General features: G+C 71.6%; 14 protein-coding genes. 8 read left to right on the top strand and 6 right to left on the bottom strand.

Going from position 1 to position 13,831, the window contains the following annotated elements; all coding sequences use genetic code 11:
• The first annotated feature begins 10 nt into the window (after positions 1-10).
• The 4 genes from IPK81_17410 (at position 11) to chrA (ending at position 4,658) form a co-directional block, all read left to right on the top strand.
• Positions 11-997, top strand: coding sequence for an NADPH:quinone oxidoreductase family protein (locus IPK81_17410; protein QQS11345.1), 987 nt, complete (start codon positions 11-13; stop codon positions 995-997).
• Positions 994-1,956, top strand: coding sequence for a nitronate monooxygenase (locus tag IPK81_17415; protein QQS11346.1), 963 nt, complete (start codon positions 994-996; stop codon positions 1,954-1,956). The genes IPK81_17410 and IPK81_17415 overlap by 4 nt, the downstream gene beginning before the upstream one ends.
• A 402-nt stretch (positions 1,957-2,358) precedes the next feature.
• Positions 2,359-3,219, top strand: coding sequence for a chromate resistance protein (locus IPK81_17420; GenBank protein QQS11347.1), 861 nt, complete (start codon positions 2,359-2,361; stop codon positions 3,217-3,219).
• Entirely contained in the window at positions 3,216-4,658 is a 1,443-nt protein-coding gene (gene chrA / locus IPK81_17425; protein QQS11348.1) for a chromate efflux transporter, read from the top strand. The genes IPK81_17420 and chrA overlap by 4 nt, the downstream gene beginning before the upstream one ends.
• 174 nt (positions 4,659-4,832) lie before the next feature.
• Here the strand turns inward: chrA and IPK81_17430 are convergent, their stop codons facing one another.
• Positions 4,833-5,288 carry a hypothetical protein gene (locus tag IPK81_17430; GenBank protein ID QQS11349.1) on the bottom strand — a complete coding sequence of 152 codons (456 nt, stop codon included), beginning with the start codon at positions 5,286-5,288 and terminating at the stop codon, positions 4,833-4,835.
• A gap of 453 nt (positions 5,289-5,741) precedes the next feature.
• Between IPK81_17430 and IPK81_17435 the strand changes: the two genes are divergently transcribed.
• On the top strand, positions 5,742-6,314 hold the full coding sequence (locus IPK81_17435; GenBank protein ID QQS11350.1) for a damage-inducible protein DinB: 573 nt from the start codon (positions 5,742-5,744) through the stop codon (positions 6,312-6,314).
• A gap of 92 nt (positions 6,315-6,406) precedes the next feature.
• Here IPK81_17435 and IPK81_17440 read toward each other — a convergent pair whose 3' ends face one another.
• Positions 6,407-6,733 (bottom strand): hypothetical protein, encoded by a 327-nt coding sequence (locus IPK81_17440; protein ID QQS11351.1) that lies wholly within the window; start codon positions 6,731-6,733, stop codon positions 6,407-6,409.
• Positions 6,734-7,146: 413 nt separating this feature from the next.
• Between IPK81_17440 and IPK81_17445 the strand changes: the two genes are divergently transcribed.
• Positions 7,147-7,905, top strand: a complete 759-nt coding sequence (locus IPK81_17445; GenBank protein ID QQS11352.1) for a glucose 1-dehydrogenase — start codon at positions 7,147-7,149, stop codon at positions 7,903-7,905.
• A 70-nt stretch (positions 7,906-7,975) separates the two neighbouring features.
• On the opposite strand, the gene IPK81_17450 is transcribed toward IPK81_17445, so the two are convergent.
• On the bottom strand, positions 7,976-10,279 hold the full coding sequence (locus IPK81_17450; protein QQS11353.1) for a molybdopterin guanine dinucleotide-containing S/N-oxide reductase: 2,304 nt from the start codon (positions 10,277-10,279) through the stop codon (positions 7,976-7,978).
• A 120-nt stretch (positions 10,280-10,399) separates the two neighbouring features.
• On the opposite strand from IPK81_17450, the gene IPK81_17455 reads away from it, so the two are divergent.
• Positions 10,400-10,900 carry a YaiI/YqxD family protein gene (locus tag IPK81_17455; protein ID QQS11354.1) on the top strand — a complete coding sequence of 167 codons (501 nt, stop codon included), beginning with the start codon at positions 10,400-10,402 and terminating at the stop codon, positions 10,898-10,900.
• The gene (gene arfB / locus IPK81_17460) at positions 10,897-11,325 is read left to right on the top strand and encodes an aminoacyl-tRNA hydrolase (protein ID QQS11355.1); all 429 of its coding nucleotides are present in this window, start codon (positions 10,897-10,899) and stop codon (positions 11,323-11,325) included. Before IPK81_17455 ends, arfB begins: the two co-directional genes overlap by 4 nt.
• A 162-nt stretch (positions 11,326-11,487) precedes the next feature.
• Here arfB and IPK81_17465 read toward each other — a convergent pair whose 3' ends face one another.
• The 3 genes from IPK81_17465 to IPK81_17475 are packed head-to-tail and all read right to left on the bottom strand — an operon-like array spanning position 11,488 to position 13,775.
• On the bottom strand, positions 11,488-12,294 hold the full coding sequence (locus IPK81_17465) for an SDR family oxidoreductase (GenBank protein ID QQS11356.1): 807 nt from the start codon (positions 12,292-12,294) through the stop codon (positions 11,488-11,490).
• A gap of 27 nt (positions 12,295-12,321) precedes the next feature.
• Positions 12,322-12,873, bottom strand: a complete 552-nt coding sequence (locus IPK81_17470) for a carboxymuconolactone decarboxylase family protein (GenBank protein ID QQS11357.1) — start codon at positions 12,871-12,873, stop codon at positions 12,322-12,324.
• A gap of 17 nt (positions 12,874-12,890) precedes the next feature.
• On the bottom strand, positions 12,891-13,775 hold the full coding sequence (locus IPK81_17475; GenBank protein QQS15160.1) for a DMT family transporter: 885 nt from the start codon (positions 13,773-13,775) through the stop codon (positions 12,891-12,893).
• Positions 13,776-13,831: the final 56 nt, after the last annotated feature.

The raw sequence follows: 13,831 nt of genomic DNA on the forward strand, positions 1-13,831 counted from the left end.
CGGTAAATCCATGCGCGCCGTCGTCTGCGAGACTCTGGGCGATCCGTCCGTGCTGCGGCTGGTCGAGATGCCGGTGCCCGAACCGAAGGCGGGCGAGGCGCTGATCAGGATCGGCGCCGCCGCGCTGAACTTCCCCGACGTGCTGATGGTGGCCGGCGGCTACCAGCACAAGCCGGCGCTGCCCTTCATCCCCGGCATGGAGGCGGCCGGCGAGATCGTCGCCGTGGGCGCGGACTTCGCCGGCTGGTCGGTGGGCGACCGCGTCGTGATCGGCAAGCGGCCGGGCTGCTTCGCCGAGTACGCCACGGTGACGGCGGCGCAGATCTCGATGCGGGCGCCGGAGGGCTGGTCGTGGGCCGAGGCCGCCTCGTTCCGGGTCGGCGCCACCACCGCCTACAACGCGCTGGTCCACCGCGCCCGCCTGCGCGAGGGCGAGACCCTGCTGGTGCACGGCGCCACCGGCGGCGTCGGCATGGCGGCGGTGCAGCTCGGCAAGCATCTCGGCGCGCGGGTGATCGCCACCGGCGGCGACGACGGCAAGCTCGCCGTCGTGCGCGCCCAGGGGGCCGACGCGGTGGTCAACTACCGCGACCGCGATTTCGTCGCCGAGGTCAAGGCGCTGACCGGCGGCAAGGGCGTCGACGCGGTGTTCGATCCCGTGGGCGGCGAGCTGCTCGAGCGGTCGCTGCGCTGCTGCGCCTTCGGCGCGCGGCTGCTGATCGTGGGCTTCACGTCCGGTTCGCCGTCCACGCTCAAGAGCAACCACGTGCTGATCAAATGCCTGTCGGTGCTGGGCGTGCGCGCCGGCGAGCATTCGCGGCACGACCGCTCGATGGCCGCCGACTACGCCCGCGAGTTCCCCAAGTTCGCCGCCGCCGGCGTGATGCGGCCGCACATATCGCACCGATTTCCGCTGGAGCGCGCCGCCGACGGCCTGCGCGCCATCAGCGAACGCAAGGTCGTGGGCAAGGCCGTTGTGGAGATGATGGGATCATGAGCGCGTTTCCGATGACGATCGCCGGCCTCAAGGACGGGCTGGCGCTGCCGGTGTTCTGCGCGCCGATGTTCCTGATCTCCGGCCCCGACCTGGTGGTCGCCGCCTGCCGCGCCGGCATCGTCGGCGGCTTTCCGCTCGCCAACCGCCGCACCATCCCCGAGCTCGAGGCGTGGTTCGTCGACATCGTGGCGCGGCTCGACGCCGCCCGCGCCGGGAACCCCGCCGTGCCGGTGGCGCCGTGGGCCGCCAACATCAACAGCCATTCCAGCAACCCGCGCTTCGAGGCCGATCTCGAGCTGATCGTGCGCCACAAGGCGCCGGTGGTGATCACGGCGCTGGGCTCGCCCAAGCGCGTGGTCGAGCCGGTGCACGCCTATGGCGGGCTGGTGATCGCCGACGTCAACAGCGTGGCGCTGGCGCGCAAGGCCGCGGAATGCGGCGTCGACGGGCTGGCGCTGGTCGCGTCGGGCTCCGGCGGCCACACCGGCTCGGTATCGCCCTTCGCCTTCACCCGCGCGGTGCGGCGCTGGTGGGACGGCGCCATCGTGCTGGGCGGCGCCATCGGCGACGCCGTCGGCATCCGCGCCGCCGAGGCGTTGGGCGCCGATTTCGCCTACATGGGCACGCGTTTCATCCCGACGCCGGAGAGCCTCGCCGAGCCGGCGCACAAGCGCATGATCATCGACGGCACGATGTCGGACCTCGTCATCACCAACGCCTTCACCGGCGCCACCGCGAGCTGGCTCAAGCCCAGCATCGCCGCCGCCGGCTACGATCCCGACACGCTGAAGCCGCGCGACGAGGGCTACCGCTACCGCGGCCTGCTGGGCGACGAGCCCAAGCCGTGGAAGGGCATCCACAGCGCCGGGCAAGGCATCGACCTGATCGACCGCGAGGACAGCGTCGCCGATATCGTCGCGGCGTTGAAGGCCGACTACGACGCCCTCGCGCGACGGTAGGACGCGTATGCGGTGCACCTTCGCTCCCTCTCCGCCGTGTAGCGGGGGAGAGGGAAGGGGCCCGCGCGTAGCGCGGGAAGGGTGAGGTGGTGTCGATGGCGTAGGAGATGCTGAAGCGGAGATCGCTTCCGCGGCCACCGAACACCCGCCTCTTCGCGACGACCACCTCACCCTCCCCATGCTTCGCATGGGTCCCCTCCTTCTCCCCCGCTGCGCGGCGGAGAGGGCGATGACACCGCGCCCGTTCTCCCGCGCGCGGGTGATGTGCTTCGGCGCCGCCGCGCGTCCCGCCGCTTGACAGACCGCCGCCGCCTCGGCGAGATGACGGCATGGGGATCGCGATCTCCCCATGAGGCGGCATGCCAAAGCATCGCGTCCACACAACACGAGGACGCACCGACCATGCCCGCACCCGCCACCATCTCCATCGACAAGCTCTCCCGCCTGATCGGCCGGCCCGACTGCCCGGCGATCGTCGACGTGCGCACCGACGAGGATTTCGCCACCGATCCGCGGCTGATCCCCGGCGCCGTCCGCCGCCCGTGGGCCGACGCCGCCGGCTGGGCGCCGGAATTCGCCGGCCGCGCCGCCGTCGTCGTCTGCCAGAAGGGCCTCAAGCTCAGCCAGGGCGCGGCCGCGTGGCTGCGCCACGCCGGTTCGCCCGCCGAGTCTCTGGAAGGCGGCGCGCTGGCCTGGACGGCCGCGTCGCTCCCGACCGTGTCGGTGGCGCGCCTGCCGCCGCGCGACGCGAAAGGCCGCACCGTATGGGTGACCCGCGCGCGGCCCAAGATCGACCGTCTGGCCTGCCCATGGCTGATCCGCCGCTTCGTCGATCCGGCGGCGGTGTTCCTGTTCGTGGCGCCGTCGGAGGTCCCGGCGGTGGCGGAGCGCTTCGCGGCCACGCCGTTCGACATCGAGGGCGATGGCGTGCTGTGGAGCCACCGCGGCGAGAAATGCACCTTCGACGTCATGCTGGAGGAATTCGGCCTGCGCACGCCGGCGCTCGACCGGCTGGCGCTGATCGTGCGCGGCGCCGACACCGCGCGCCTCGACTTGGCGCCGGAATCGGCCGGCCTGCTGGCGGTGTCGCTGGGCCTGTCGCGCATGTACGCCGACGATCTCCAGCAGCTCGAGGCCGCCATGGGCCTCTACGACGCCTTCTACCGCTGGTGCCGCGACGCGGTCGACGAACAGCACAACTGGCCGCCGGTGCCGCTGACGAAGATCGCCGGCAAGACCAGACGCGCCGGAGCCGGCGCGTGAGCGACAGCCCGGTCGCGGCCGCCACCCCCTCCGCGGCGGCCACGCCCGCGGCGGCGGTCGATCCATCGACCGCCGCGATCGACCACGGCGTGACTTTCGGCGAGGCGCTGCGCGTCTGGGCGCGGGTGGCGCTGCTGTCGTTCGGCGGCCCGGCCGGACAGATCGCCGTCATGCACCGCATCGTGGTCGACGAGAAGAAGTGGATCGGCGAGCAGCGTTTCCTGCACGCGCTGTCCTACTGCACCCTGCTGCCCGGACCCGAGGCGCAGCAGCTCGCCACCTATATCGGCTGGCTGATGCACCGCACCGCCGGCGGCCTGGTCGCCGGCGGGTTGTTCGTGCTGCCGGGGATCGTGGCGATCATGGCCCTGTCCTGGGCCTACGTGCTGCTGGGCGACGTCGCCGCCGTCCAGGGCCTGTTCTTCGGCCTCAAGGCCGCCGTGCTGGCGATCGTGTTGCAGGCCGTGCTGCGCGTCGGCGGCCGGGCGCTGCGCAATCGCGTGATGATCGGGCTCGCCGTCGCGGCCTTCGTCGCGCTGTTCCTGTTCTCGGTGCCGTTTCCGGTCGTCGTGGTCGCCGCCGGCCTGATCGGCTTCCTTGGCGCGCGCGCCGGCTCGAGCCTGTTCGCGGCCGGTGGCGGCCATGGCGGCGGCGCCAAGAACGCGGTCGCCGACGCCGACAGCCTGCTGGGCGCGCGCGTGCCCGACCACGCCCGCCCGGACGGACGGCGCTCGATCCGCGTCGCGCTGGTCTGGCTGGCGCTGTGGCTGATCCCGGTCGCGGCCATCCTGCTCGCGGTCGGGCCAAGCAACGTGTTCGGCCGCATCGCCATCTTCTTCTCGCAGATGGCCGTGGTGACCTTCGGCGGCGCCTACGCGGTGCTGGCCTATGTCGCGCAGGCCGCCGTCGAGACCTATGGCTGGCTCAAGCCCGGCGAGATGCTGGATGGACTCGGCATGGCCGAGACCACGCCCGGCCCGCTGATCATGGTGCTGCAGTTCGTCGGCTTCATGGGCGCGTTCCGCGATCCCGGCGCGATGTCGCCGCTGCTCGCGGGCACGCTCGGCGGATTGCTGGCGACATGGGTCACCTTCGCGCCGTGCTTCCTCTGGATCTTCGCCGGCGCGCCCTATGTCGAGGCGGTGCGCGGCAACAAGGCGTTGTCGGGCGCGCTGGCCGCGATCACCGCGGCCGTGGTCGGGGTGATCGCCAATCTCGCGGTGTGGTTCGCGCTCAACACGCTGTTCGCGCGCCTCGACACGCTGCGCTGGGGACCGCTGACGCTGGACGTCCCGGCGTTGGCCAGCGTCAACTGGGCGGCGCTGGGGTTGACCACCGTCGCGATGATCCTCGCCTTCGGCGTCAAGCTCGGCATGACCTGGGTGCTTGCGGTCTGCGCCGCCGCCGGCGTCGCGCTACGCTTGGCGGGCGTGGTGTAGAGAGAGGGGACGAGCCCCGCTGACAGTTCGACTCCTTCTGTCATCCCGAGCGCAGCGAGGGATCCAGGGGACCGCACCTGGATCCCTCGCTGCGCTCGGGATGACAGGAGAGCGCCGGACGACAGCGTGATTGAAAGCGGGCGCGGGACTTCGTCGGCCCCGATCAATCCCCGATCAAGCCGGCGGCGTCGGCTTCGCGACCACGGCGGCCTTCGCCGGCGCCGGCTTCGCGGCCTTGGCGGGGCCCGCCGCCTTCACCGGTCCAGCGGCTTTCGCGGGCGCGGCGACGCGCTTCGCCGGCGCCACGGCGGCGCTTTTCGACGGCGCGACCGACGCCGAACGCGTGGCGGTGGGCTTCGCGGCGACCTTGGCCGTCGCCGGACGCGCGGTCGTGGCCGGCGCGCGCGTCGCGGTCCGCGTCGCGGTGAATTTGCGCGGCTGCGCCGACGCGGTCGAGGTCGCGGCCTCCGGCGGAACGCTGGCGATGGTGACCGGCGCGGCGGGCGCCGGCGCCGGGCGCTCGATCGCCGCCGGCGCGCGGGCGGTGTCGACCATGCCGGCGGGCGGGACCGGCGCTTCACCCGGTGCCATCACGAAAAGAGTCGAGAAGACGGCGGCGCCGAAATTCATGCTGCGTCTCCGGGGGCGGGAGATGGCGGGACGACGGCTGCCGCGTCGGCGCGGCGCCGTCTGGTGGTTGGCCGGCAGTATCGAACCCGCCGGCCGCCCTGACAAGCCTCGCGTCCCGCGACGCTTTGGCGCCAATTCGCGCGCGACCGCGGCGATCGACGCCAGTCGTCCGCGGCGCGATGGTCGGATAGATTCCCGCGGCTCGCGTCACCCGACCCGGAGAACCTCCCATGCCCGCGACTTTGCGATCCGCCAGCATCGGGCGCCGCGCAGTCGTCACTTCGGGGTCAGGCCTGCAAAACGGCAGATTTTTCGGCCGCGCGTCGATGAAAAATGCCGTTTTGCAGGCCTGACCCCAAACCCGCGCGACCGCGGCGATCGACGCCAGTCGTCCGCGGCGCGATGGTCGGATAGATTCCCGCGGCTCGCGTCACCGGACCCGGAGAACCTCCCATGCCCGCGACTTTGGTCGGCGCCTTCCGCGCCATGGCCTACAACAACGCGTGGGCCAACCACCGTCTGCTCGCGGCGTGCGCCGGGCTGACGCAGGCCGCGTTCGAGGCGCCGCGCACGGGCTTCTTCCCGTCGATCAAGGCGACGCTCAACCACATCCTGATCATCGACCGGTTCTACGTCGACGCGCTCGAGGGCGGCACGCTCGGGCCGAAGGCGTGGGCCGACCAGCTTCCCTGCGCCACGGTCGCCGATCTCCAGCGCGAGCAATCCGCCGTCGACCGCCGCCTGATCGCGTTCTGCGACGCGCTGACCGACGCGGCGCTGGACGGCGAGGCCCGCGTCAGCCGCGGTGATGCCGGATTCCAGATCGAACGCCGCGACCGCCTGTTGATGCACGTCTTCCAGCACCAGACCCACCACCGCGGCCAGGCGCACGCCATGCTGTCGGCCACCGACGTCAAGCCGCCGCAGCTCGACGAGTTCTTCGCCGCCGGCGAGGCGCCCCTGCGCGCCGCCGAGTTCGCGGCCCTGGGCTGGACCGAGGCGACGGTGTGGGGCGAAGAGCGCTGATGAAGGCGCGCCTTTTCCGGCTCCCTCCCCCTCAGGCGCCTTACCAGGCGCCTGAGGGGGAGGGGGCATGAATAGACGCGCGCCGCCATTCCTTACCGCGTGATCAGCGACATCATCACCGCGTTGACGCCGACGATCTGGCGCAGGCACGCGCCGACATGGTCGGCGGTCATCTGGTCGAGGCCGCCGACCTGCATGTCGATCGCCAGCTCGCGACCGTCGCGGCCTTCCATCGCGGCGTGGACGCGGTAGGGCAGCAGGCCGCGCTTGGCGATGAACTCCAGCGCGCGCGGCAGCACCGAGGGATCGGGCTCGGCGGCCAGCGCGTAGCAATGGAACACCTCGCCGGTGGCCGGCTCGGCGCGGGGGTGGCGGGGCTGGGTGCTAGCGCGCGCTTGGCGCGGGGCGAAGGCGGACATGGTCGACGGACTCCCGGTGGAAACTTGAACGAACAGCGACGTCCCGGACCTCGATGAGGGCCGGGTGGCTAATTCGTCCAATGCCGGTGGGGCGTCGAAACATGGGTAATAAAATGACCCGGCGGCGGGGAGGGGTCAAGCGGACACCGGTTGGACACCACAATTCCGCTCTGCGCATCGGAATCCGCGCTTTTGTATATTGTATACAAAATACAATATACAAACCGCGAATCGGGCCGGTGGCGGACGTCCCGGAATCGTTCCGATGCCTGTGGCATATGGATTCACATTGTCCGGAACGGCGCGGCGCGGACGCCGCATTTCGCGCCCCGCCGTGACGCGGATCCGGCGTTCCGGCGCGCCCGGAAAACCCCTAGCCTGCGCCGCGGACGACCCAAAATTGGAGGCAGCGGATGGCCGGGCGTGTCGATGGAAAAGTGGTGCTGGTGACCGGCGCGGGCTCGGGGATCGGGCGCGCGACGGCGCGGCTGCTGGCGGCGGAGGGCGCCACGGTCGTGGTCACCGACATCGACGCCGCCGGCGGCCAGGAGACGGTCCAGCAGATCGGCGGCCGCGCCCGCTTCATGGCGCACGACGCCACCAGCGAGGCGGACTGGAAGCGCGTCGTCGCCGACACCGTGGCGGCGTTCGGCGGGCTGCACGGGCTGGTCAACAACGCCGGCATCAGCGGGCCGATCCCCAGCCGCTTCGAGACCGAGGAGCTGTCGCTGTGGAAGCGCATCCTCGCGGTCAACGTCGAGGGCGTGTTCCTCGGCTGCAAGCACGGCGTGCCGGCGATCCGCGCCTCGGGCGGCGGCTCGGTGGTGAACCTGTCGTCGCTGGCGGCGCTGCTGGGCACGCCCGACCTCGCGGCCTACGGCGCCAGCAAGGGCGCGGTGCGGCAGTTCACCAAGACCGTGGCGATCGACTGCGCCCGCAAGGGCTACAAGGTGCGCTGCAACTCCGTGCATCCCGGCATCATCATGACGCCGATGGGCGAGAGCCTGTTGTCGACCGAGCAGGCGCGCGAGCGCGCCGTGCGCAGCATCCCGCTGAGGGTGTTCGGCGCGCCGGAGGACATCGGCTACGGCATCCTCTACCTGATCTCCGACGAGTCGCGCTTCGTCACCGGCTCGGAGCTGGTGATCGACGGCGGCATGAACGCGATCTGACGCGCGCCGCGCGACGCGTGGCGCGCGAGACGGCGACGCGACCGGCGTCCGTCGTCGCCGCGCGCCGCCGCTACTCCGCGGCGAAGCGCGGCAGGGTGTGCGCGGTGACCGCCGGCGCGGCGCCGTCATGGCGCTCGATCTCGACCAGGCAGGTCTGCGCGACGCTGCCCTGCGAGAGCTTCGACGCGCCGATGTCGAGCGTCAGCGCGTTGGGGTTGCCGTGCTTCTCCAGCGGCCGGTTGGCGCCGCCGCGCTCGGGATCGAACCACGCGCCGGTCGACAACCGCGCCACGCCCTGGCGGATGCGCTCGCTGACGGCGGCCGAGGCGAGGCAGGCGCCGCGCTCGTTGAACACGCGCACCAGATCGCCATGGGCGATGCCGCGGGCGCGCGCGTCGACGGCGCTGATCGTGACCGGCTGGCGGCCGTTGACCTTGGTGGCGGCGCTGTGCGGGCTGTGGTCGAGCTGGCTGTGCAGCTTGTCCGAGGGCTGGTCCGAGATCAGGTGCAGCGGGAATTTTCCGGCGTGCGCCGCGCCCAGCCATTCGCGCGGCTCCATCCACACGGGATGGCCGGGGCAGTCGTCGTAGCCGAACGAGGCGATGCGCTCCGAGAAGATCTCGATGCGGCCCGACGGCGTCTTGAGTGGATGCGCGGCGGGATCGGCGCGGAAATCCTTGAACATGACCGGCGGCTCGGTCGGATCCGCCGCGGTGGCGATTCCCGCCGTCCAGAAATCGTCGAACGACGGCAGCGCGACGCCGGCCTTGGCGGCGCGCGCGCGGCTCTCGCCGTAGAGCCGCTCCAGCCAGCCCATCGTGTCGAGCCCCTCGGTGTAGGCGGCCTCGACGCCGAGACGCCGCGCGATGCCGGCGTAGATCGCGTAGTCGTCGCGCGCCTCGCCCGGCGGCGTGCGCGCCGCCTTCATCGCGATCACGTGCCGCTCGCGTGTCGCCGAGCCGATGTCGTCGCGCTCCAGCGACATCGTCGCCGGCAGCACGATGTCGGCCATCTTCGCGGCCGGCGTCCAGAACTGCTCGTTGAACACGATCGTCTCGGGCTTGCGCCACGCCCGGCGCAGGCGGTTGAGGTCCTGGTGGTGGTGGAATGGATTGCCGCCCGCCCACATCACGAGGCGGATGTCGGGATACGTATGGCGCGCGCCGTTGTAGTCGAACGTCGCGCCGGGGTTCAGCAGCATGTCGGCGATGCGCGCGACCGGGATGAACGCCTTCACCGCGTTGTCGCCCTGCGGCAGCGTCGGCCCGGGGAAGCGCGCGTTCGGGCTGCCCATCAGGTTGACGGCGCCGTAGCCCAGCCCGAAGCCGCCGCCGGGCAGGCCGATCTGCCCGAGCATGCAGGCCAGCGCCACCAGCGACCAGAACGGCTGCTCGCCGTGGTGCGAGCGCTGCAGCGACCACGCGATGTTGAGCATCGTGCGCGTGCCCGCCATCTCGCGCGCCAGCGACGCGATGCGCTCCGCCGGCACGCCGCAGATCGCCTCGGCCCAGCGCGGATCCTTGGCCACGCCGTCGACCGCGCCGGTGAGATACGGCGTGAAGCGGTCGAAGCCGACGCAGCAGCGGTCGAGGAAGCCGCGGTCGTGCAGCCTCTCGTCGTGGACCACGTAGGCCATCGCCAGCAGCATGGCGGTGTCGGTGTTCGGCCGGATCGCGATCCACTCGTCCTCGCCGCCGGTGTCGAGGTCGTCGGCGGTGGGCGTGACGTTGACGAAGCGCGCGCCGGCGGCGCGCAGCCGGCGCAGGCCGTCGCGCACGCGGTGCTCCGACGGGCCGCCCGCGTTGACCTGCGCGTTCTTGCGCGGCACGCCGCCGAACGTGACGAACAGCTTCGTGTTCGCGGCCAGCACGTCCCAGCTGGTGTGGATCGCGAACAGCTCCTCCATCGAGGCGACGATGTGCGGCATGAGCACGCGCGCGGCGCCGAGGCTGTAGGAATCGACGTGGCGCACGTAGCCGCCGCAGGCGTTGAGGAAGCGGTGGATCTGGCTCTGGGCGTGGTGGAAGCGGCCGGCGCTCGACCAGCCGTAGGAGCCGCCGAAGATCGCGGCGTTGCCGTGCTTGGAGCGTACGCGCTCGATCTCGGCGGCGACCAGCGCCTCGGCGCGGTCCCAGCCCACCTCGACGAACGGCTCCTCGCCGCGCTTGTCGGTCGCCGCGCCCGGCCCGTGCCGCAGCCAGCTCTCGCGCACCGCCGGCCGCAGCACGCGCAGCCGGCCGACCGCGGGATCGAGCATGTGCAGACCGATCGGCGAGGGATCGGGATCGCCGGCGAACGGCTTCAGCGCACGCGCCTGGCCGTCGCGCATCTCGACCTCGTAGACGCCCCAGTGGGTCGAAGTCAGCACAGTCATGGACGCTCCCGCCGCGTGGCCGCGGCGCAACCTCGGGCCGAGCCCGCCGCGAGTCAAGGAGCGCGGCCCGCGATGCGTCCGGATTGGCCGTTGGCGGCGGAATCGACTAGACTCCGCGCCATGTCAGCGACGCCGGCCATCACGATCTACATCGACGGCGACGCCTGCCCGGTGAAGGCCGAGACCTACCGCGTGGCGGCGCGCCACGGCGTCAAGACCATCCTGGTCGCCAACGCGTTCATGATGGTGCCGCCGAGCCCGTTGATCGAGCGCGTCGTCGTCAGCGACGGCTTCGACGCGGCCGACGACTGGATCGCCGGGCGCGCCGGCGCCCTCGACATCGTCGTCACCGCCGACATCCCGCTGGCCGACCGCTGCATCAAGGCCGGCGCCACCGTCATCGGCAACACCGGCAAGCCGTTCACACCGGATTCGATCGGCGCGGCGCTGGCGATGCGCGAACTGATGCAGGACCTGCGCGCGATGGGCGAGGTGTCCGGCGGGCCGAAGCCGATGGCCGCCGCCGACCGCTCGCGCTTCCTCTCGGCGCTCGACGCCGCCATCGTGCGGCTGCGCAAGCGTCCGCCGCCGCGGTTGGCGGCGGCCGGAGTCCGTCCGTGATCCGGATCAACCGGCGCGTCGCGCTCGACGAGGGCGAGATCGAGGAGAGTTTCGTGCGCGCCTCGGGCCCCGGCGGGCAGAACGTCAACAAGGTCTCGACGGCGGTGGAGCTGCGCTTCGACGTCCGCAATTCGCCGTCGCTGCCGGACGACGTGCGCGCGCGTCTCGAGCGGCTGGCCGGGCGCCGGCTGACGCGCGACGGCGTGCTTGTCATCAAGGCGCAGGACCACCGCACCCAGACCATGAACCGCGCCGCGGCGCTGGCGCGCCTGGTCGGGCTGGTGGAGGAGGCGGCCGTGGTGCCGGTGGCGCGCCGCGCCACCCGGCCGACGCACGGCTCGAAGCTGCGCCGGCTCGAATCGAAGGCCAAGCGGGCGACCGTGAAGGGCCTGCGCGGCGGCCGTCCGTCGGCCGACCACGACTGACCGCCCGGCGATGGACAGTCGAAATTCGTGGAGCGGCGTCTTGTTCCCTCTCCCCCGCTGCGCGGCGGAGAGGGCATTCGACCGCGATCCTGGATGCGCGTTCGATGGCCCGTCGCGCGGCGGCGCCCGCCGATCGCGCGCCGGATCAGGCCGCGCGCGGCGTCACTCCCGGACGAGGTTGAGCAGCGCGCCGCCGTCGACGGCGAGCGCCACGCCGGTGATGAAATTGGCCTCGTCGGAGGCGAGGAACAGCGCGGCGTTGGCGACGTCCCAGCCGGTGCCCATCTTGGCGCGCAGCGGCACGCGCGAATCGCGTTCGGCGGCGACCTCGGCGCGGCTGCGGTTGGTCTTGCGGGCGCGCGTGTCGACCGCCATCGGCGTGTCCATCAAGCCGGGCAGGATGCAGTTGGCGCGCACGCCGAACTCGGCGTTCTGGATGGCCAGCTGCTCGGTGTAGGCGATCATCGCGGCCTTCGACGCCTTGTAGGCGACGTAGGGATAGTTCGATCCCGACGCGACCGACGAGATCTGGATGATCACGCCCGATTTCTGCGCGCGCATGATCGGCAGCGCGTGCTTGCAGGCCATCACCGCGCCGCGCAGGTTGATGGCGTTGACGCGGTCGAACGCCTCCTCGGTGATCTCCAGCGGCCCGGCGTCGCCGCCGGCGATCGAGACGCCGACGTTGTAGTGCAGGATGTCGATCCGGCCCCAGCGGCGCACCGCCTCGTCGATCGCGGCCTTCAGCGTCGCCTCGCGCGTGACGTCGGCCTCGAAGGCGACGCAGTCGCCGCCCTCCTTGCGCGCCAGCCCGGCGGTCTCCTCGGCCGACGCCAGGTCGCGGTCGACCGCCAGCGTGGCGGCGCCCTCCTGCGCGAAGCGCAGCACCGTGGCGCGCCCGTTGCCGATGCCGGAGCCGGGGCTCTGCCCGGCGCCGATGACGACGGCGATCTTGCCCTTGAGCCGCATGTCTTCCTCCCTCGCGCGCGGTGGCGCTCAATCCTTCGGCAGCGGAAACTTCTCCAGATATTTCATGTACTCGGGCTCGACGTCGACCCGCATCGTCGCCAGCACCCGCACGACGCCGTTGTAGAAAGCGATGGCGATGGTGAGATCGAGCAGCAGGTCGTTGGGCAGCGCCGCCTTGAGCTCGGCGAAGGTCGCGTCGCTCATCGCCAGGCCGGTGGTCATCTCCCGCGCGGCGCGAAGCACCGCCTTGTCGAGCGCCGGCAGGCTGGTCGGCCGGCCCTCGGTCTCGTCGATCATCGCCTGGATGTCGGAATCGGTGACGCCGAAATCGTAGCCGATCTTGATGTGGTGCGAATACTCGTAGGGCGAGCGCGCGAGGTAGCCGACCTGCAGGATCGCCAGCTCGCGCAGCCGGCCGTCGAGCTTGCTGCCGAAGCGGATGAACTTGCCCAGCGTGCCGAAGGCGCGGGCCGCGTCGGGGCTGTGCGAGAGGATGCGGTAGAGCGCGATGTCGCGCGCCAGTAGCTCCTTGTCCTCGGCCTTGAGGTCGTCCTTCGTGAGATAGGGCAGGCGGGCCATCGTCTCTCTCCTTCGTCTCAGGAAGCCGGCGCCGGACGCCGGCGCGATTCGCGGCGCGCGATCCAGATCGTCGCCGCGCAGATCACGCTGCCGCCGGTCAACGTCCACACCGTCGGCACGTTCGAGAACACGACGAAGCCGAGCAGCGACGCCCACAGCAGGTCGAGGAAGCGCACGGACTGCACGGCGCCGACATCGGCGATGTGGTAGCAGCGCGTCAGGCAGTAGTGCGCCGTCGAGCCGATGACGCCGCAGGTCGCCAGCAGGCCCCATTCGACCGGCGTCGGCCATCGCCATACGACGGCGAATACCGGGCCGGCGGCCGACCAGTCGACGCTCCAGATCGCGAAGGGGATCGTGAACACGCCCAGCATGATGCCCAGCCAGAAGACGATGGCGTCCGGCCGCTCGTACTTCGTGAGCGCTTTCGAGACGAGGAACGACACCGCCATGAGCGGCGAGCTCAGCAGCAGCCAGAACGCGTAGGTGTTCCCGAGATCGCTGTGCCGCAGGCCCGGCCACAGCACGATCAGCACGCCGCCGAACGCGCCCAGCGTGGCCGCCCAGCGCGCCAGGTACATGCGCTCGCCGAGGAACAGCGCGGCGCCGATCATCATGAAGATCGGGCCGGTGAAGCCGATCGCCGAGGTCTCGGCCAGCGTGACGTGCGGCAGCACCGTGAACCAGATCAGCGAGCCGCCGGTGTGGAACACGCCGCGCAGCGCGTGCAGACCCGGCCGCCTCGGCCGGTAGGCCTCCCAGCCGGCGCGGATCGCCAGCGGCAGCAGGATGCAGGAGCCGACGAGGTAGCGCAGGCAGACCACCTCCGGCGGATGCCGGCGGTGGGTCAGGAATTTCTGGATGGTGTTGAGGAACGCGAACAGCACGCCGCTGGCGATCATCCAAAAGATCGCGCGCGCCACCGGGCTCATGCCGTCGAACCGAGCGACGGCGCGGC

The sequence above is a fragment of the Rhodospirillales bacterium genome (assembly GCA_016699855.1).
Classification (GTDB): Bacteria; Pseudomonadota; Alphaproteobacteria; order Reyranellales; family Reyranellaceae.

What these genes read in the sequence shown, in the direction of transcription:
- IPK81_17410 (QQS11345.1), top strand. Translation starts at nt 11, where the DNA reads ATGCGCGCCGTCGTCTGCGAGACTCTGGGCGATCCGTCCGTGCTGCGG.
- IPK81_17415 (QQS11346.1), top strand. Translation starts at nt 994, where the DNA reads ATGAGCGCGTTTCCGATGACGATCGCCGGCCTCAAGGACGGGCTGGCG.
- IPK81_17420 (QQS11347.1), top strand. Translation starts at nt 2,359, where the DNA reads ATGCCCGCACCCGCCACCATCTCCATCGACAAGCTCTCCCGCCTGATC.
- IPK81_17430 (QQS11349.1), bottom strand. Translation starts at nt 5,288, where the DNA reads ATGAATTTCGGCGCCGCCGTCTTCTCGACTCTTTTCGTGATGGCACCG.
- IPK81_17435 (QQS11350.1), top strand. Translation starts at nt 5,742, where the DNA reads ATGCCCGCGACTTTGGTCGGCGCCTTCCGCGCCATGGCCTACAACAAC.
- IPK81_17440 (QQS11351.1), bottom strand. Translation starts at nt 6,733, where the DNA reads ATGTCCGCCTTCGCCCCGCGCCAAGCGCGCGCTAGCACCCAGCCCCGC.
- IPK81_17445 (QQS11352.1), top strand. Translation starts at nt 7,147, where the DNA reads ATGGCCGGGCGTGTCGATGGAAAAGTGGTGCTGGTGACCGGCGCGGGC.
- IPK81_17450 (QQS11353.1), bottom strand. Translation starts at nt 10,279, where the DNA reads ATGACTGTGCTGACTTCGACCCACTGGGGCGTCTACGAGGTCGAGATG.
- IPK81_17455 (QQS11354.1), top strand. Translation starts at nt 10,400, where the DNA reads ATGTCAGCGACGCCGGCCATCACGATCTACATCGACGGCGACGCCTGC.
- IPK81_17465 (QQS11356.1), bottom strand. Translation starts at nt 12,294, where the DNA reads ATGCGGCTCAAGGGCAAGATCGCCGTCGTCATCGGCGCCGGGCAGAGC.
- IPK81_17470 (QQS11357.1), bottom strand. Translation starts at nt 12,873, where the DNA reads ATGGCCCGCCTGCCCTATCTCACGAAGGACGACCTCAAGGCCGAGGAC.
- IPK81_17475 (QQS15160.1), bottom strand. Translation starts at nt 13,775, where the DNA reads ATGATCGCCAGCGGCGTGCTGTTCGCGTTCCTCAACACCATCCAGAAA.